Here is a 17382-nt window from a genome sequence, read left to right as displayed (position 1 = left end):
GACCTCACCAGGACCAGCCCGCCCCACCAGTAGTGACTTCACCTGGACCAGCCCGCCACACCGGCGGTGACCTCACCAGGACCAGCCCGCCACACCGGCGGTGACCTCACCAGGACCAGCCCGCCACACCGGCGGTGACCTCACCAGGACCAGCCCGCCACACCCCGTCCGGCGATCCCGAAGTGGCCAGATACTCCAACGACTACCTCTCACGCCCGCCGCCCTCCACCGGTGCTGCTCCCGGCCGCTCGGTCGTAGCCGAGCCGACCACGACCACAGAAAATCACCCAGCCCTGACAACCGCGACCGACCCGCCCGCAACCAGTCACGCTCCGCCGGCCGGCACCCTCAATGAGTGCCTCCCGCGCGGCGCCCTCCTCTGGTGGTGATCCCGAGTTGCTCGGGTCGTGCCGAGCAACTCGCGCCGACAGAAAATCACTCAGGCCGACGATCGCGACCGATCGGCCCGCTACCGGTTGCCCTCTGCTGGCCGGCGCCCGCTCTGACACTCCGTGATCGACCGCCCGCCGCCAGCCCATCGCGACCGGTAGGTATCCCTCAGCCGCACCGCCCCCCGAGCCCGCGGCCTTGCTCTGACTCCGGCTACCGAGCCGGGTGACCCCGTCAGGACCATGCCTGTCACGGTCTCCCCGGCATTCGCATGGCCGACGACAGTCGTGTCCATGACAGATATCTCGCACACTCTCATCATCGGCGGCGGTTCCGGCATGGGATTGGCCTTGGCGCGTAGCCTGTTGGCCGACGGTCTGGAAGTCACCATCGCCGGGCGCTCCCGAGATCGGCTCGACGCGGCCGCCGTCGACCTCGGCTCGGACCGTCTCCACACCGCGCCGGTCGATATCGCCGACGAGGATTCGGTGCGCCGGCTGTTCCAGGGCATCGGACGCCTCGGACATGTCGTCGTCACCGCCGCCGACATGTCGCACGGATACGCGCCGCTGGCACAGCTGCCGCTCGCGGATGCGCGGGGCGTCATCGATACCAAGGTGCTCGGGCCCTGGCTCGTCGCCAAGTATGCCGCGCCGGTGCTCGCCGAATCCTTCACTGTCACTTCGGGAATCGCCGCATATCGTCCTGCGGTCAACGGCACCGTCGTGGCCACCGCCAACGCCGCTCTCGAGGGCCTGGTCCGGGCGCTCGCCCTGGAGCTGGCTCCCGTCCGGGTCAACGCCGTCTCCCCGGGCTGGGTCGACACCCCTATCTGGACCAGTCTCGCCGGCGACGCCAAGGACGAGCGCCTCGCCGCCATGGCAGCACGACTTCCCGTGGGCCGCATCGGCCATCCGGACGATATCGCCGCGGCATTCCGCGCCGTGCTCGACAACGGCTTCCTGACCGGCACGGTCCTGCATGTAGACGGCGGCCACCACCTCGTATGAGCCACTCCGAGCGAAGCCGCCATGCTCACGGGGGCCTCCCGGCACAAGGCCCGGAGAACCGGCCTCCCGCTACATTTTGCGGCCCGAATTATCCGAAAGCGGCGTACCGAACCGCCAAAATGTAGTGATAGGCCGGGTTGTCCTTCGTGTGGTGGTGTGTGGTCGGCTCGGGGCGTGCGGTGTGGTCGCGGCCGTGCATTGAGACCGGTCTCGGGTGTGGTGTCGGGGCGGGTGGCTGGGAGAACCGGCCTCCCGCTGCATTTTTGGGGCGTATTCGTCGGACACCAGAGTTTCGTGGCGGAAAAGTGCGGCGGGAGGCCGGGTATCGCGTGGGGGGTGCGGGTCTGCACGCACCGTGTGGTTCGGCGTGGTGGTCGTGCACCAGCGTGTGGCGGGTTGTCGGTGTGGTTTCGAGTCGGTGCCGGAGCACCGGCCTCCCGCTGCATTCTGTGGGGGTGATTGTCCGGGACCGGAGTTACGGGGCCGAAAAATGCAGCGATAGGCCGGGCTGGATGCCGGGTCTGCGGCCAACTCAATACTCCTGGCGAGGCGCGGTATGGAGTCCGATACTCTGCCTCCAAGTCCGGCACGGACGGCCGCGGCCGGAGGAGGGAGTAGGCAGGGATGAGCGATCGCGAGGAACTCAGCTGGGAGTTGTTCGGCAGCGCGAGCAGGGAGCTGGCCGAGCAGGTTGCCGACGACGGTTTCGATCCTGACCTCATCCTGTCGATCGCTCGGGGCGGGCTATTCGTCGCTGGGGCGCTGGGATACGCGCTCGATGTGAAGAACCTCCATGTGATGAACGTGGAGTTCTACACCGGGGTCGATCAGCGCCTGGATCTGCCGGTGATGCTGCCGCCCGTGCCGTCGGCCGTGGATCTGGCGGGTGCTCGGGTGCTCGTCGCCGACGATGTGGCCGATACCGGCGCGACGCTGAAACTCGTGCGCGACTTCTGCGCCGACAAGGTCGCCGAGGTGCGCTGCGCGGTGATCTATCAGAAGCCGCGTTCGGAGGTGTCGTGCGAATACGTCTGGCGGCACACCGATCGGTGGATCAACTTCCCCTGGTCGGTGCTGCCCCCGGTGGTCAAGCGAGAGGCCCGGGTCCTGGACGCCTGACCACCCGAGAGAGAACGCAGCCCGCGTGTGCACCGAGTTCGGTGCGCACACGGGCTGTTCGGTCCCCGCAGGTTGTTCAGTCTCCGCAGGCTGTTCGGTCTCCGCAGGCTGCTCAGTCTCCGCAGGCTGTTCGGTCCCCGCAGGCTGCTCGGTCCCCACAGGCTGCTCGGTCCCCACAGGCTGCTCGGTCCCCACAGGCTGCTCGGTCCCCACAGGCTGCTCGGTCCCCACAGGCTGCTCGGTCCCCACAGGCTGCTCAGTCCCCACAGGCTGCTCAGTCTCCACAGGCTGTTCGGTCCCCGCAGGCTGCTCGGTCCCCGCGGACACCCAGGTGGGCCGGTTGTCCGGGACGGAGTCAGGTGCGGTTCAGACCAGGGTGGCCGAGACGATGGTGATCGGCTCGACGGGCACGTCCTGGTGGCCGGACTTGGAACCGGTGCGGACCTTCTCGATCTGATCCACGACCTCGCTGCCGCCGGCCACCTTGCCGAAGACCGCGTAGCCCCAGCCGTCCTGGCCCGGGTAGTTCAGGAAGTCGTTGCTGCTGGTGTTGATGAAGAACTGGGCGCTGGCCGAGTGCGGATCCGACGTGCGGGCCATCGCGACGGTGTACTTGTCGTTCTTCAGACCGTTCCCGGCCTCGTTCTCCACCTTCTGCGGCGCGGGCTTCTGCTGCATATCCGCGGTCAGCCCGCCGCCCTGCACCATGAACCCGGGAATCACCCGATGGAACACTGTGCCGGCGTAATGCCCCGACTTGACGTACTCGACGAAGTTGGCAACGGACTTCGGCGCCTTGGCTTCGTCCAGCTCCAACGTGATGTCCCCGGCTGAGGTGTTCAACAAGACTGTGGTCATTCGACCATCGTATGGGAGCCCCCTGCCCGACTCGCCGCCCGTCCACCACCGACGTCCGATCCCCGCCGCCCGCGCTACCGTTCGCTCACCTTCCCCTCGTGGATGCAGGCGGGTGCGCTGTGCACGATGGGTTGACCGAGTGTCGGCCGGGCGTGTCGGAATGTTCGGTATCAGGCTTCGTACAGCTCCAACGGCAGGCCGTCCGGGTCGGCGAAAAATGTGAAACGTCGGCCGGTGTATTCGTCCACCCGCACCGGCTCTACAGACACTCCCCTGTCCAGCAGTTCCTCGAGTGTCGCGTCCAGGTCGGCGACCGCGAAGGCCAGATGGCGCAGGCCGCACGCCTCCGGGCGCGATACCCGCGCGGGCGGGCTCGGGAAGGAGAACAGCTCGATCTGCGAACCGTCCGGGAGCGCCAGGTCCAGCTTGTACGACTCGCGCTCGGCCCGATAGTTCTCCGCCACCACCCGCAGCCCGAGCACCTCGGTGTAAAAGGCCCTCGACACCGCGTAGTCCGAGGCGATGATCGCCGCGTGGTGGATCCGCTGCAGTTCCATCCGCCAGACGCTAACCGAGCTTCCTTCCTCATCCTTGCTTGCTGTACGCATGGTCCCTCGTCCGGCCGACAACACGGATTCAAATGCCTGAATGCGCATAATTCCATGACGGTATTTTCCAAAATGAGACTCTCCCGATGGAGGATCGCTTGACAGGACAACAGATGCCGCGTCTGGCAGGGTGACCGGACATGAAAACGATCCTGGTCACAGGGGCTACATCAGGCATCGGGCTCGCGGCGGCGCAACAGATCGCCGAGGAAGGCGACCGGCTGATTCTGGTCGGACGCAATGCCGATCGGCTCACCGCGGCGGCCGAGCGAGTGCGGTCGGCCGGGGCCGGCGCGGTCGATACGATCGAATGCGATGTGGCATCGCAGCATTCGGTTCGCGCGCTGGCGGCGACGGTGCTGGACAGCTATGCCCGCATCGACGTGCTGGCCAACAACGCGGGCGGATTCTTCATGGGCCGCAAGGAATCCGCCGACGGCATCGAGACCACGTTCGCCACGAACCACCTCGGTGGATTCCTGCTCACCGAACTGCTGCTGGATCGTCTGATCGACAGCGCCCCGGCGCGAGTCGTCTTCACCTCCTCGGTCATGCACTACGGCGCGACCATGGATTTCGCCGATCTCGGCTATACACACGGATATTCGGCGCAGAAGGCGTACGGACGCTCCAAGCTCGCCAATGTCATGTACGCCCGGGCGCTGTCGCGGCGGCTGGCCGGAACGGGCGTGACCGCCAACGCATTTCACCCCGGCACCGTCGCCACCGGCATCTGGGACGCGCTCCCGGCCATCGTTCGTCCCGTGCTGGCGCTGGGCAAGCGGATGTTCATGACCTCCGCCGACGAAGGCGGACGGCGGCTCACCTATCTGGCCATCGACCCGAACCTGGTCGCGGTGACCGGCTGCTACTTCCACAACGACCGTGTGCGTCCGCCCTCGGAGCTCGCGCGGGACGACACCGCGGGCGACCGCTTGTGCGCGATCAGCGCCGAACTGACAGGGCTGCCGACGCCCGGCGCGTGACAACCCCGCTCCCCCGACCCTCACATACCGCCCGGACCTGTCGTAGCCCGGACGTACGATCACGCTATGACCAGACCCGCCCCGGAGCAGTCCCTGCGCGATCTCGCGCGGTTACGCCGCGTCCGCGACAGGATCGATCGCGAGTACGCCCAGCCGTTGGACGTCGAGGCCCTGGCCCGCGACGCGCACATGTCGTCCGGGCACCTGAGCCGCCAGTTCCGCACCGCATACGGCGAGTCCCCCTACGCCTACCTGATGACCAGGCGCATCGAACGCGCGATGGCGCTGCTGCGCCGGGGCGATATGAGCGTCACCGAGGTCTGCTTCGCGGTCGGCTGCTCGTCGCTGGGCACCTTCAGCACCCGTTTCGCGGAGCTGGTCGGCGTCCCGCCCAGCGTCTACCGGCGCGAATCGGCGAATGCCACCGAGGGCATGCCGTCGTGTGTAGCCAAAGACGTCACCAGACCGATCAGGAATCGAGAAGCGCAGGTAACCACCCCGCAACTAGCGTGATTGCCATGAACATCACCATCCACTCGAGTTTTCTGCCGCAGAACGATCCGGAGGCCGCCCTGGCCTTCTACCGCGACGCGCTGGGTTTCGAGCTGCGCCAGGATGTCGGCTACAACGGCCTGCGCTGGCTGACGGTAGGCCCCGCCGATCAGCCCGAGACCTCCATCGTGCTGTATCCGCCGGAGGCCAGCCCCGGCATCACCGACGACGAGCGCCGCGCCATCGCCGAGATGATGGCCAAGGGCAGCTTCGGCAGCATCCTGCTGGCCACCAAGGACCTCGACGCCACCTTCGAGAAGGTGCAGGGTACCGACGCCGAAGTGGTCCAGGAGCCGACCGAGCAACCGTACGGCGTGCGCGACTGCGCCTTCCGCGATCCGGCGGGCAACATGGTCCGCATCCAGGAGGTGAGCTGAGCCATGACGCAGCAGACCCGCACCCCTGACGGCCCGGGCCCGCTCTCCCGATGGATGCAGCGGACGATGAACGCCCGCACGGTCACCCGCATCCGCCGCAAAACCGGCACGATCATGGGGATGGACGTGTTCATCCTGCACACGGTCGGCAGCCGCACCGAACAGCCGCGCCAGGTGCCGGTGACCTGGTTCGCCGACCCCGAACACGACGACGCCTGGCTGGTCGTCGCCTCGGGCGGCGGCAAACGCAACCCGGACTGGTACGCCAACATGATGGCGCACCCCGACCGCATATCGGTCGAGCCGCACGGCGACGAGCCGATCCCGGTCACCCCGCACCGCCTCGACGGCGACGAACGCGAGCAGGCGTGGAAACGCATCGCAACCGATCAGCCCCGCTACGGGAAGTACCAGAAAAAGTCCACCCGCGTCTACCCGGTGGTCCGGCTCACCCGCACATGAGCGCCCGCCAATCCCCGATCCGCAGCCGTTCCGAGACTCGTGCACCCACCGGCCCGAGTCTCCCGAAGTACATCCCACCTCGGACGCCCCAGCACACGGCCGCACCCGAACACCCAGGCCACAAGCTCCAGCACACAACCGACCAAGCCGACCAGCCCCACATGCCGCCGAGCCCGGCCGCCGCAGCCCATCCCGGCGCCACCAGGCACGACCCCATCCGGGCCATCGAGCAGCCGGACAACACAGATCTTCGTGACCGCGCAAACCATCGGACGGCTCAGACGCGAAGCCACATCCGGCACCGAGCCGAGCCCGCCCACCACACCGCATACCGCCGGTCCCCGCCGCCGCAGCCCATCCCGGCACCGCGAGCCACGGCCGATCCGAGACCCGGCAGCCAAGCAGCCCAGCTCACTGGGAACGCACAAGCCATCGCACACCCGCGTTCACCGACGCCGCACCTGGACAAGGCGCCACGCACGAAGCCGAAGCTGCGGTGAAATGCGATCGGGCCACTGTTGCCGGGGCTGGTCACCGCTTCGAGCCGATGCGCGCCTCGTCGCCGATTACGACGGGCTCGGCGATGATCGTGCCGTCTTCACAAGTGGTTTGCGCAATGCGGTGGGCGGGCTCGCCGCCGGATGCGGCAGGGAGTCCGACCGATCCGAGGCATCGCAGCCATCCCGGCGCCGCGAGGCACGCCGATCCATCGCCCTGACCCGATCCGCGCCCTGGCATCCGGGTCTCGGCGAACACACGAGTCATCGGGCGCCCCCGCATCGAAGCCACATCCGGCAGCGAGCCGACCAGGCATACCCGAGCTGATCCGACACGCTGCACATCCGAACCCACGACCTACCCGAAACACTGGAGACTCGATGACCAAGGCCACGCGGAAGAGTGCCAGCTCTCGTACATCGCAAAGCAAGGCCTCCCCTCCCCCGCGGGGCGCCGACAGCTATGAGCTGATCCGTGTGCAGGGCGCTCGGGAGAACAATCTCAAGAACATCGACGTCGAGATCCCCAAGCGCCGTCTCACGGTGTTCACCGGCGTCTCCGGGTCGGGCAAGAGTTCACTGGTGTTCGATACGATCGCCGCCGAGTCGCAGCGGCTGATCAACGAGACCTACAGCGCGTTCGTCCAGGGCTTCATGCCCACGCTGGCCCGGCCCGAGGTCGACGTGCTCGAGGGGCTGACCACCGCGATCATCGTCGATCAGCAGCGCATGGGAAGCGATCCGCGTTCCACTGTCGGCACCGCCACCGATGCCAACGCGATGCTGCGCATCCTGTTCAGCCGCCTGGGCGAGCCGCATATCGGCTCGCCGCAGGCATACTCGTTCAACGTCGCCTCGATCAGCGGCGCGGGCGCGGTCACCGTCGAGCGCGGCGGGCAGCAGGTGCGGGAGCGACGCAGTTTCAGCATCACCGGTGGTATGTGCCCGCGCTGCGAGGGCCGAGGCTCGGTCAACGACATCGACCTCACCCAGATCTTCGACGAGACGAAATCCCTGCGCGAGGGCTCGATCACCATTCCCGGCTACAGCATGGACGGGTGGTACGGCCGGATCTTCATGGGCAGCGGTCTCTTCGATCCCGACAAACCCATCAAGAAGTACACCAAGCGCGAACGCAACGATCTGCTCTACAAGGAGCCGACCAAGATCAAGGTCGAGGGCATCAACCTCACCTACGAGGGCCTGATCCCGAGGATTCAGAAGTCGATGCTGTCCAAGGAGGTCGACGCGCTGCAGCCGCATATTCGCGCGTTCGTGGAGCGGGCGGTCACCTTCGCCGTCTGCCCCGAGTGCGAGGGCACCCGCCTGAGCGAGCTGGCGCGATCCTCCAAGGTCGGGAAGATCAGCATCGCCGACGCCTGCGCGATGCAGATCAGCGATCTGGCCGAATGGGCGCGCGGACTGCATGATCCGTCCGTCGCGCCCCTGCTGACCTCGCTGCGGCACGTGCTGGACTCGTTCGTGGAGATCGGCCTGGGCTATCTGTCGCTGTCCCGGCCCTCGGGCACGCTGTCGGGCGGTGAGGCGCAGCGCGTCAAGATGATTCGGCACCTCGGCTCGGCGCTCACCGATGTCACCTACGTCTTCGACGAGCCGACGATCGGTCTGCACCCGCACGACATCCAGCGGATGAACGCGCTGCTGCTGCGGTTGCGGGACAAGGGCAATACGGTGCTCGTGGTCGAGCACAAACCGGAGACGATCGCGATCGCCGACCATGTCGTGGACCTGGGTCCCGGCGCGGGCGGCGCGGGCGGCACCCTGTGCTTCGAGGGCACGGTCGAGGCGCTGCGCACCAGCGGCACGATCACCGGGCGGCACTTCGACGACCGCGCCGAGCTCAAGAAGTCTCACCGGGAATCCAAGGGCGCGTTGGAGATTCGTGGCGCGAACGCGAACAACCTGCGCGACGTCGACGTCGACATCCCGCTCGGCGTGCTCGTGGTGATCACCGGCGTGGCGGGCTCGGGCAAGAGTTCGCTCGTGCACGGCTCGATCCCGGCCGGCGAGAACGTGGTATCGGTGGACCAGGGTTCGATCCGCGGCTCGCGGCGCAGCAACCCGGCGACCTACACCGGCCTGCTCGAGCCGATCCGCAAGGCGTTCGCGAAGGCCAACGGCGTGAAACCCGCACTGTTCAGCGCGAATTCGGAGGGCGCGTGCCCGAACTGCAACGGCGCGGGCGTGATCTACACCGACCTGGCGATGATGGCCGGCGTCGCGGTCACCTGCGAGGTGTGCGAGGGCAAGCGATTCCAGGCGGCGGTGCTGGACTACCACCTCGGCGGGCGTGATATCAGCCAGGTGCTCGCGATGCCGGTGAGCGAGGCCGTCGGATTCTTCGCCGACGGCGAGGCGAAAATCCCCGCCGCACACAAGATCCTGCAACATCTCGCCGATGTGGGTCTCGGCTACCTGAGCCTCGGCCAGCCACTCACCACCCTCTCCGGCGGCGAGCGCCAGCGCCTCAAACTGGCCACCCACATGTCCGACAAGGGCGGCATCTACGTGCTGGACGAGCCGACCACCGGCCTGCACCTAGCCGACGTCGAGCAACTCCTGGCCCTGCTCGACCGCCTGGTGGAGGCCGGCAAATCGGTCATCGTCATCGAACATCACCAGGCAGTGATGGCCCACGCCGACTGGATCATCGACCTGGGCCCCGGCGCGGGCCACGACGGCGGCGCCATCATCTTCGAGGGCACCCCCACCGACCTGGTCACCGCCCGCACGACCCTCACTGCCCAACACCTGGCGGAATACGTCGGAGCCTGAATCCGCCCGACCTGACACGATCGAGGCGTGATGTCATCCGGTGAGACCCTCGCGCCCGCCACCGTGCTCGATCTCCGGGAGGTGCTCGAGCACCACGCTACCGGGGCGAGCGCGACCTGATCGCCGCCCAGGACGATGCGCGACGCACCGGCCTTGGGCGACGCCTCGCTCACCAGGTGACAACGAAGCTGAACAGCGCCGCCAGCAGGCCCAGGCACAGCACCGCGACCGCCATGTCGACGGCCATGCGGCGCAGGTCGTGGGGCGGTGCGCCGAAGCCGCCCCGGCCGCGGTAACGCTCGACCGCATCGGAGATGGACACCGTCGCCAGCCCGAGGAACACCACGCTTCCGCAGATCCCCACCACGACATCGACAAACCAGACGATCGCTCTCACAACGCGGAACTCCTCGGCTCGAGGCGCAGCGAACGATGGAACGTTACCATTGCGAAGAATCGCTCAGCGCCGCTGCTCGTACCCTCGCCGCACCGCACCGGGCGCGTTGACCACCTTCGTCTTACGACCCTTCGCCGACGAACTGAGTTGCCACGGCACACTTGTCACCATGACCCCGGGCTCGAACAGCAGCCTGCCCTTCAAGCGCAGCGCACTCTGGTTGTGCAGCAACTGTTCCCACCAGTGACCCACCACGTATTCCGGGATGAACACCGTGACCACCTCGCGCGGTGAGTCGCTGCGCACCCGCTTGACGTAATCCACCACGGGCTTGGTGATTTCACGGTACGGAGATTCGATCACCTTGAGCGGCACCACGATATCGCTCTCGCGCCATGCGCGCACCAGTTCCCGGGTGTCCTGCTCGTCGACGTTGACCGTGATCGCCTCCAGCTCGTCGGGCCGGGTGGCGCGCGCATAGGCCAGCGCCCGCCGCGTCGGCAGATGCAGCTTCGAGACCAGAACGATCGAATGGGTACGGCTGGGCAGCACCCCTTCCCATTCGCTTTCGTCGAGCTCCCGGCTGACCGTGTCGTAATGCCGGCGAATCATCCTCATCAGCACGAAGATCGACACCATGGTGACGATCGCGATCCACGCGCCGGCCAGGAACTTCGTGATCAGCACGACGATCAGCACCAGTCCGGTCATGGTGAGCCCGATGGCGTTGATCACCCGCGACCGCATCATCCGCCGCCGCACCGCCGGATCGGTCTCGGTGCGCAGCAACCGCGTCCAGTGCCGCAGCATGCCGGTCTGACTGAGCACGAACGAGACGAACACACCGACGATGTAGAGCTGGATGAGGCGGGTCACCTCGGCGCCGAACAGCACGACGAACGCGATCGCCGCGCCCGACAGGAACAGGATGCCGTTGCTGTAGGCCAGCCGGTCACCACGGGTGTGCAGCTGCCGCGGCAGGAATCGGTCCTGCGCCAGAATCGAGCCGAGCACCGGAAATCCGTTGAAGGCGGTGTTGGCCGCCAGCACGAGAATCAGCGCCGTGACCGTGGTGACGAAGTAGAAGCCGACCGGAAAACCGTGGAATACCGTCTCCGCGAGCTGCGCGATCAGCGTCTTCTGCGTATATCCCGGCGGCGCGCCGACCAGATCGCCGACATTGTTGGCGAAAACCACGCCCAGCTTGCGCGCCAGCAGGATGATGCCAAGCAGCAGCGACACCGCGATGGCGCCGAGCAGCAGCAACGTCGTCGCGGCGTTGCGGGACTTCGGTTTCCGGAACGCCGGCACACCGTTGCTGATGGCCTCCACACCGGTCAGGGCGGCACATCCGGAGGAGAACGATCGCGCGATGAGGAAGGCGAACGCCAGCCCCTGCAGATGCGACCCGCCCTGCAACGTGAACGCGGACGACGCGGCGTGCAGATGATCGCCCAACACCTCGATCCGCACGAAGCCCCAGACCAGCATGATGAACACACCGATCATGAACGCGTAGGTCGGTACCGCGAACGCGGCGCCGGATTCGCGTACCCCGCGCAGGTTCATCGCGGCCAGCAACACGATCGCCGCGACCGCGAACAGCACCTTGTGCGAATCGACGAACGGCACCGCGGAGCCGATGTTCGAGGCGGCCGAGGACATCGACACCGCGACTGTCAGCACGTAGTCGACCAGCAGCGCGCTGCCGACGGTCAGTCCGGCCGTCGGCCCGAGGTTGGTCGTGGCCACCTCGTAGTCGCCGCCGCCGGAGGGATAGGCGTGCACGTTCTGGCGATAGCTGGCCACGACCACCGACATGACCGCCGCCACCGCGAGCCCGACCCAGGGCGCGTACACGTACGCCGACAGTCCCATGGTGGACAGGACGAGGAAGATCTCCTCGGGGGCGTACGCGACAGAGGACAACGCGTCGGAAGCGAAGACCGGCAACGCGATTCGCTTGGGCAGTAGTGTGTGACCCAGGGAGTCACTACGGAAGGGGCGACCGACCAGCATACGCTTGGCGGCCGTCGTCAACTTGGACACTCGCCACAGCATAAAGCCAGCGACCCCGGCTGCGTAGCCAGCACCCGGTCACGTTTTCGATCGGCGCGGAAAGGGAAACTGGCTGCCGGGAAACGCGCCGGGTACGGTTCCTGCGACGATGGACCCAGAGCACGCGCGGTTTCCGGAATTGGAGTTGGCACGGTGTACGTAGTGATCATGGGATGTGGCCGAGTCGGCTCGTCGCTGGCCCGTGCCCTGATCCGGGTCGGTCATGAGGTCGCCGTGATCGATCGCGATCCCAGCGCGTTCCTGCGCCTCGGCAAGGACTTCGACGGCGCCCAGGTCACCGGCATCGGCTTCGACCGGGAGGTGTTGCAGCGAGCCGGTATCGAACGGGCGGGCGCGTTCGCGGCGGTGTCCTCCGGCGACAACTCCAACATCATCTCCGCGCGGGTGGCGCGCGAGACCTTCGGCATCGACAGGGTCGTGGCGCGCATCTACGACGCCAAACGCGCCGCGGTCTACGAACGCCTCGGCATCCCGACCATCGCCACGGTGCCGTGGACGACGGACCGTTTCCTGCGCACCCTCATCGGCGACCGATCGACCACCACCTGGCGTGACCCCACCGGCACGGTCGCGGTCACCGAACTGCCCCTGCACGAGGAGTGGTCCGGGCTGACGGTGCGCGATCTGGAGGGGGCGGTCGGCGTCCGGGTGGTGGTCGTCATACGCTTCGGGCAGGGCATTCTGGCCACCGGCAAGACCGTGCTGCAGGCCGACGACACCGTCTACGTCGCCGCCACCTCCGGCACCGTCGGCGAGGCGGTCGCCCTGGCCGCCGCCGCACCCGCGATCGAGGAGCATTCGTGAAGGTAGCCATCGCCGGGGCCGGCGCCGTCGGGCGCTCCATCGCCCAGGAACTGCTGCGCGGCGGGCACGAGGTGCTGCTCATCGAGCGCCGCCTCGACCATATCGACCCGAAGAGCGCGTCCGCCGCGGCGTGGGTGCACGGCGACGCCTGCGAGTTGGAGTTGCTCGAGGATTCGCAGTTGCAGGAGTACGAGGTGGCGATCGCGGCCACCGGTGACGACAAGGCGAATCTGGTCTACAGCCTGCTGGCCAAGACGGAGTTCGGCGTCGGGCGGGTCCTGGCCCGGGTCAACGATCCGCGCAACGAGTGGCTGTTCGACGACTCCTGGGGTGTGGACGTCGCGGTGTCGACGCCGCGGCTGCTGGCCTCACTGGCCGAGGAGGCGGTGGCGGTCGGGGATCTGGTCCGCCTGATGGCACTGCGGCAGGGCCGAGCCAATCTGGTCGAGATCACCCTGCCCGCCGATACGCCGCTGGCCGGGCGCGCGGTACAGACGCTGCGCCTGCCGCGCGACACCGCCCTGGTGACGATCCTGCGGCACAAGCGGGTTATCCCGCCGCAACCCGACGACGCGCTCGAGGGTCAGGACGAGCTGCTGTTCGTGGCCGCGCCGGAGGCAGAGGACGAACTGCGCGAGGCGTTGGGCCTGAATCAGGAACTACGGCGCAGTTCGTAGTAGGGGTTGTACATCACCTTGGCGCCGTCGCGGTCACCGATCCGGCCGCGCACCAGGATGTGGCGTCCCGGCTCGATACCCGCGATCCGCCGACGGCCGATCCAGACCACCGTGACCGCGTCGGTGCCATCGAAGAACTCGGCCTCGAGACATCCGGCCGCCGTCTTGGAACACTCTTCCACGCTGCGTAACCGGCCCAACATCGTGACTTCCTCGCCGCGACGGCACTGCGCGGCCTGCGAAGCGCCCGCCGCCTCCGAGGTCTCGGCCAGCTCCTGGGCGTCGAGCGAGCCCAGATCCGCAGTCAGGCGATGGCCCAGGCGCCGGAAGAAACCGCTGTCCGGTCCAGCCTTTTTCTCGAAGGACATCTCACAACACTTCCTGGACTGCGAACGGCGTATCGCACGTCGTCCGGTATTTCGCATACGCCCGATGTTCGGCCGCACGCGGTCACTGTAGTTGGGCATTCTGAGAGATCGCCACGAGCGTCTCACTCGCGCCACACTCAGCGACGAACCACCGTGGTCACTGTGTAGTTACCCCAGCCGCAGGCGCCTCAACCACCTCGCCGAACCTGATATTTATCGGGCCGGTCTCGTTCTGGTCGCACCGGCCGAATGTGATTTTCGTCCAATTGATTTGGATGAACGTCACATTTCGATCGCCGCATCGTACGGTCCCGGGACCGTACGATGATTCCGTTCAGGTGAGGGACCGGCTCGCCGCGCGAAGCTCTTCCAGAGCCGCGAGGGTGTACGGCCCGAGGGCGGCGTCGCGGTCGGCTTCCAGCCACTGGGCGAAACCCTGTTTGAATGCCAGCACGCCCAGCTCGGCCGCGAGATTCGCCAAGGGCCCCGGCACCGCGCGGGCGATGAGGGCGTCCGCCATCGCGGCGGCGAGACCCACGTTCTTCAGCGCGTCGCGCTCCTGCAGCTCGACGTTCGTGGCGATCGCGGCCTTCAGGCGGGGGCCGATTTCGCGGTTCATCGGGCCCATCGCGCTCGATGCGCGTTCGAGCCCGCCCGCGACCGCCTCGAGCGGTGTCGCGCCCTCGGGCGCCTCGGTGATTCCCTCGGTCAGCAGCAGGCTCAGCGTCTCCTGCCCGGCCGCCAGCAGTTCACGCTTATCGGGGAAGTATCGAAAGAACGTGCTCTTCGTAACCCCGGCGCGCTCGGCGATCTGCGCGATCGTCGTGGCGTCGTATCCCTGCTCGGTGAACAGATCCACGGCAGCCAGGACGAGCCGATCGCGTGCTCCAGGTTCCCACCGTGCCATGAGCACATAGTATGCGATGGGACAAGAGTCTCATCACTCAGCTATAGTGATGGGACAAGAGTCTCGTCACTATCGAAGGAGAGACATGCACGTCTTCATCACTGGTGGCACCGGCCTGATCGGCTCGGCCGTCGTCGCCGAACTGCTCGGCAACGGTCATACCGTCCTCGCGCTCGCCCGCTCCGAGAAGTCCGCCGCGGCCGTGGAAGCCGCCGGCGCCGAGACCGTCCGGGGCGGCCTCGCGGATCTGCCCACGCTGCGCGCCGGCGCGGCCAAGGCCGACGGCGTGATCCACCTGGCCTTCGGCAACGACTTCAGCAGCCCCGAGGCGCTCGTGGCGTCGGTCGCCGAGGAGAGCGCGGCGCTGGCGGCGCTGGGCGAGGAACTCGTCGGCACCGACCGTCCCCTGGTCACGGTCGCGGGCACACCGGGGGTACCGGGCCGCGCCTCCACCGAGGCCGATCCGCTGTCGACCGACGGACCCGTCGGGGGCCGGGCCCGGTCGGTCAACTCGATACTCGCGCTGTCCTCGCGCGGCGTGCGGAGTTCGGCCGTGCGCCTGCCGCGCACGGTGCACAACGAGGGCACGGGCGGATTCGCCGGAATGCTGACCAACATCGCACGCGGTAACGGTGTCGTCGGATACCCGGGCGACGGCGCCCAGCGCTGGCCCGCCGTACACGCGCTCGACGCGGCCGTCCTGTTCCGGCTGGCGCTGGAGAAGGCGCCGGGCGGGACCGCATGGCACGCCGTGGCCGACGAGGGTGACGCCGTGCGCGATATGGCGGAGGTCATCGGGCGCCGGCTGGGACTCGAGGTGAAATCCGTGCCGCAGGAGTCCTTCGGCCCGCTCGGCCAGATCTTCGCGACGGATCAGCCCTCGTCCAGCGCCCACACCCGCGAGGCGCTCGGCTGGCAGCCCACACACCCGAGCCTGCTCGCGGACCTGGAGAACATCCAGCCCTGATGCCGGGTCTGTAGTGGTCGTCGTGGCGCGCCGACCGGCACCGAGCGGAGTGCCGGTCGGCCACCAGAGCAGGCCGTCACCGAGCCGCGCGCTGATCATTTGCGGCACACCGATTTTCCGGCGCACACGGCCGAAACGTAACCGGCCGATTCGAACATGTACCCGAATCGGCGACTGTGGCGTCATGCCGGATTCAGTCAGTCCGGCTATTGTGGCTGCGTGTCGTTGATGCAGACTGCGCTCGATCGGGTTCCGGAGCGGTATCTCACCACCCTCCATCAGCATACCGAGCTGATGAAGTTCGCCGTCGTGGGCGCGATCACCTGGTTCGTGGACACCGGCATCGTCTACTCGCTGAAACTGACGGTGCTGCAGGACAAGCCGCTCACCGCGCGCGCGATCGGCGTGCTCATCGCCACGATCGCGTCGTACATCCTCAACCGCGAGTGGTCGTTCAGCGCGCGCGGCGGGCGGCAGCGCGCGCACGAGGCCGCGCTGTTCTTCGGGGTCAGCGCACTGTCGGTGGGGGTCACGCTGATTCCGCAGGCGATCGCGCTGTACCTCTTCCACATCCGTGTGCCGCATGTCACCCCCACCACACAGGCGTTGTCGAATTTCATCACGGGGCAGATCCTCGGTGTCCTACTCGCCATGGCGTTCCGGTATTGGGCGCTGCGCCGTTTCGTATTTCCGGACGATTTGCGCCAGGCAGAACTGGAAACCCTCTGACTCGACGCTGCGGGAGCGTCGTCGAGTGGACAGCACGCCGCCGGTGGGCACACCGGCGGCCACGCGTGTAAAGGGAGGTGAGCGGGATTCTCGACCACAGCAGGCCCGCGACGGATCCGGCCTTGGATCGATGGCAGGGCAAAAAGTATGTGGCACTGGGTAGTTCGTTCGCCTCGGGGCCGGGCATCACGCCGCGCGAGCCGCAGGCGCCACGGCCGGCCGGACGTTCGCGGGCCAACTACGCGCACCGCGTCGCGGCCGGGGCGCGACTGCGGCTGACCGATGTCACCAGCAGCGGTGCGACCTGCGATCACATCATTCGCGAATCGCAGTACGGCCAGCCGCCGCAGATCACGGCGGTCGACGCCGACACCGATCTGGTGTCACTCACCATCGGCGGCAACGATATCGGCCTGGTCCAGTACCGGCTCGCCCGCCTGCTGCCGCTGCCGCTGCGGCTGATCCCGCCGATCGCCCGCATGGGCGACGAGACCGGGGTCAACCACCGGCTGCACACCATCGAACAGAGCCTGACCGAGGTGCTGGAGGCGATCGCCCAGCACGCGCCGCACGCCCGCGTGCTGGTGGTGAACTACCTGTCGCTGCTGGGTTCGGGCTCCCCCACCGATCCGCCGGTCGACCGCAACTACACCCAGTTCGCCGAATCCCTTGCCGCCCATACCGCCTCGGCCGCCGACCGCGCCGGCGCCGAACTCATCGACGCCCGCACCCCCAGCCTGGACCACCCGTCCGGAAGCCCCGACCCCTGGACGATCGACGCCTACCTCCCCCTCCCGGG

Annotated in this window: 18 protein-coding genes; 12 read left to right on the top strand and 6 right to left on the bottom strand. The window is 67.6% G+C overall.

The window, feature by feature from the left end; translation table 11 throughout:
• The first annotated feature begins 683 nt into the window (after positions 1-683).
• Complete coding sequence (locus JZ791_RS39335; protein WP_216902277.1) at positions 684-1400, top strand: SDR family oxidoreductase; 717 nt, start codon at positions 684-686, stop codon at positions 1398-1400.
• 624 nt (positions 1401-2024) lie between these two features.
• The gene (locus JZ791_RS39330; RefSeq protein WP_216902275.1) at positions 2025-2519 is read left to right on the top strand and encodes a phosphoribosyltransferase; all 495 of its coding nucleotides are present in this window, start codon (positions 2025-2027) and stop codon (positions 2517-2519) included.
• A 366-nt stretch (positions 2520-2885) separates the two neighbouring features.
• On the opposite strand, the gene JZ791_RS39325 is transcribed toward JZ791_RS39330, so the two are convergent.
• Both JZ791_RS39325 and gloA2 read right to left on the bottom strand, forming a co-directional pair.
• On the bottom strand, positions 2886-3377 hold the full coding sequence (locus JZ791_RS39325; RefSeq protein ID WP_216902273.1) for a peptidylprolyl isomerase: 492 nt from the start codon (positions 3375-3377) through the stop codon (positions 2886-2888).
• Positions 3378-3547: 170 nt separating this feature from the next.
• Positions 3548-3934 (bottom strand): SMU1112c/YaeR family gloxylase I-like metalloprotein, encoded by a 387-nt coding sequence (gloA2, locus tag JZ791_RS39320; RefSeq protein ID WP_216902271.1) that lies wholly within the window; start codon positions 3932-3934, stop codon positions 3548-3550.
• Positions 3935-4125: 191 nt separating this feature from the next.
• On the opposite strand from gloA2, the gene JZ791_RS39315 reads away from it, so the two are divergent.
• From JZ791_RS39315 to JZ791_RS39295, 5 genes are all read left to right on the top strand, one after another.
• Complete coding sequence (locus tag JZ791_RS39315; protein WP_216902269.1) at positions 4126-4971, top strand: SDR family NAD(P)-dependent oxidoreductase; 846 nt, start codon at positions 4126-4128, stop codon at positions 4969-4971.
• Between the two features lie 66 nt (positions 4972-5037).
• A complete protein-coding gene (locus JZ791_RS39310) occupies positions 5038-5484 on the top strand; it encodes a helix-turn-helix transcriptional regulator (protein ID WP_216902267.1) in 447 nt (148 codons plus the stop codon).
• A gap of 5 nt (positions 5485-5489) precedes the next feature.
• Positions 5490-5900 (top strand): VOC family protein, encoded by a 411-nt coding sequence (locus JZ791_RS39305; protein WP_216902264.1) that lies wholly within the window; start codon positions 5490-5492, stop codon positions 5898-5900.
• 3 nt (positions 5901-5903) lie between these two features.
• Complete coding sequence (locus tag JZ791_RS39300; RefSeq protein WP_216902262.1) at positions 5904-6362, top strand: nitroreductase family deazaflavin-dependent oxidoreductase; 459 nt, start codon at positions 5904-5906, stop codon at positions 6360-6362.
• 878 nt (positions 6363-7240) lie between these two features.
• Positions 7241-9655 carry an ATP-binding cassette domain-containing protein gene (locus JZ791_RS39295; RefSeq protein ID WP_216902260.1) on the top strand — a complete coding sequence of 805 codons (2415 nt, stop codon included), beginning with the start codon at positions 7241-7243 and terminating at the stop codon, positions 9653-9655.
• Positions 9656-9824: 169 nt separating this feature from the next.
• Here the strand turns inward: JZ791_RS39295 and JZ791_RS39290 are convergent, their stop codons facing one another.
• Together JZ791_RS39290 and JZ791_RS39285 are read right to left on the bottom strand one after the other, a co-directional pair.
• Positions 9825-10052: a hypothetical protein gene (locus tag JZ791_RS39290; protein ID WP_216902258.1), complete on the bottom strand. Its 228-nt coding sequence runs from the start codon at positions 10050-10052 to the stop codon at positions 9825-9827.
• 63 nt (positions 10053-10115) lie between these two features.
• Positions 10116-12101 carry an APC family permease gene (locus JZ791_RS39285; protein WP_216902256.1) on the bottom strand — a complete coding sequence of 662 codons (1986 nt, stop codon included), beginning with the start codon at positions 12099-12101 and terminating at the stop codon, positions 10116-10118.
• Positions 12102-12263: 162 nt separating this feature from the next.
• Between JZ791_RS39285 and JZ791_RS39280 the strand changes: the two genes are divergently transcribed.
• Positions 12264-12935, top strand: coding sequence for a potassium channel family protein (locus JZ791_RS39280; RefSeq protein WP_216902254.1), 672 nt, complete (start codon positions 12264-12266; stop codon positions 12933-12935).
• Positions 12932-13612 carry a potassium channel family protein gene (locus JZ791_RS39275; protein WP_216902252.1) on the top strand — a complete coding sequence of 227 codons (681 nt, stop codon included), beginning with the start codon at positions 12932-12934 and terminating at the stop codon, positions 13610-13612. Before JZ791_RS39280 ends, JZ791_RS39275 begins: the two co-directional genes overlap by 4 nt.
• Here the strand turns inward: JZ791_RS39275 and JZ791_RS39270 are convergent.
• Both JZ791_RS39270 and JZ791_RS39265 read right to left on the bottom strand, forming a co-directional pair.
• Positions 13588-13980: an OB-fold nucleic acid binding domain-containing protein gene (locus tag JZ791_RS39270; protein WP_216902250.1), complete on the bottom strand. Its 393-nt coding sequence runs from the start codon at positions 13978-13980 to the stop codon at positions 13588-13590. The two genes, JZ791_RS39275 and JZ791_RS39270, sit on opposite strands and share 25 nt — an antisense overlap.
• 334 nt (positions 13981-14314) lie before the next feature.
• Positions 14315-14887 carry a TetR/AcrR family transcriptional regulator gene (locus tag JZ791_RS39265; protein ID WP_216902248.1) on the bottom strand — a complete coding sequence of 191 codons (573 nt, stop codon included), beginning with the start codon at positions 14885-14887 and terminating at the stop codon, positions 14315-14317.
• Positions 14888-14972: 85 nt separating this feature from the next.
• Between JZ791_RS39265 and JZ791_RS39260 the strand changes: the two genes are divergently transcribed.
• From JZ791_RS39260 to JZ791_RS39250, 3 genes are all read left to right on the top strand, one after another.
• On the top strand, positions 14973-15854 hold the full coding sequence (locus tag JZ791_RS39260; protein ID WP_216902246.1) for an SDR family oxidoreductase: 882 nt from the start codon (positions 14973-14975) through the stop codon (positions 15852-15854).
• A 228-nt stretch (positions 15855-16082) separates the two neighbouring features.
• Positions 16083-16583 carry a GtrA family protein gene (locus JZ791_RS39255; RefSeq protein ID WP_216902279.1) on the top strand — a complete coding sequence of 167 codons (501 nt, stop codon included), beginning with the start codon at positions 16083-16085 and terminating at the stop codon, positions 16581-16583.
• Positions 16584-16660: 77 nt separating this feature from the next.
• Positions 16661-17382: SGNH/GDSL hydrolase family protein (locus tag JZ791_RS39250; RefSeq protein WP_216902244.1), on the top strand; the 722-nt coding region annotated here is incomplete at its 3' end.

Source organism: Nocardia alni (genome assembly GCF_019038435.1).
Classification (GTDB): Bacteria; Actinomycetota; Actinomycetes; order Mycobacteriales; family Mycobacteriaceae; genus Nocardia; species Nocardia alni.
This window is presented reverse-complemented; position numbering and strand designations above follow the sequence as displayed.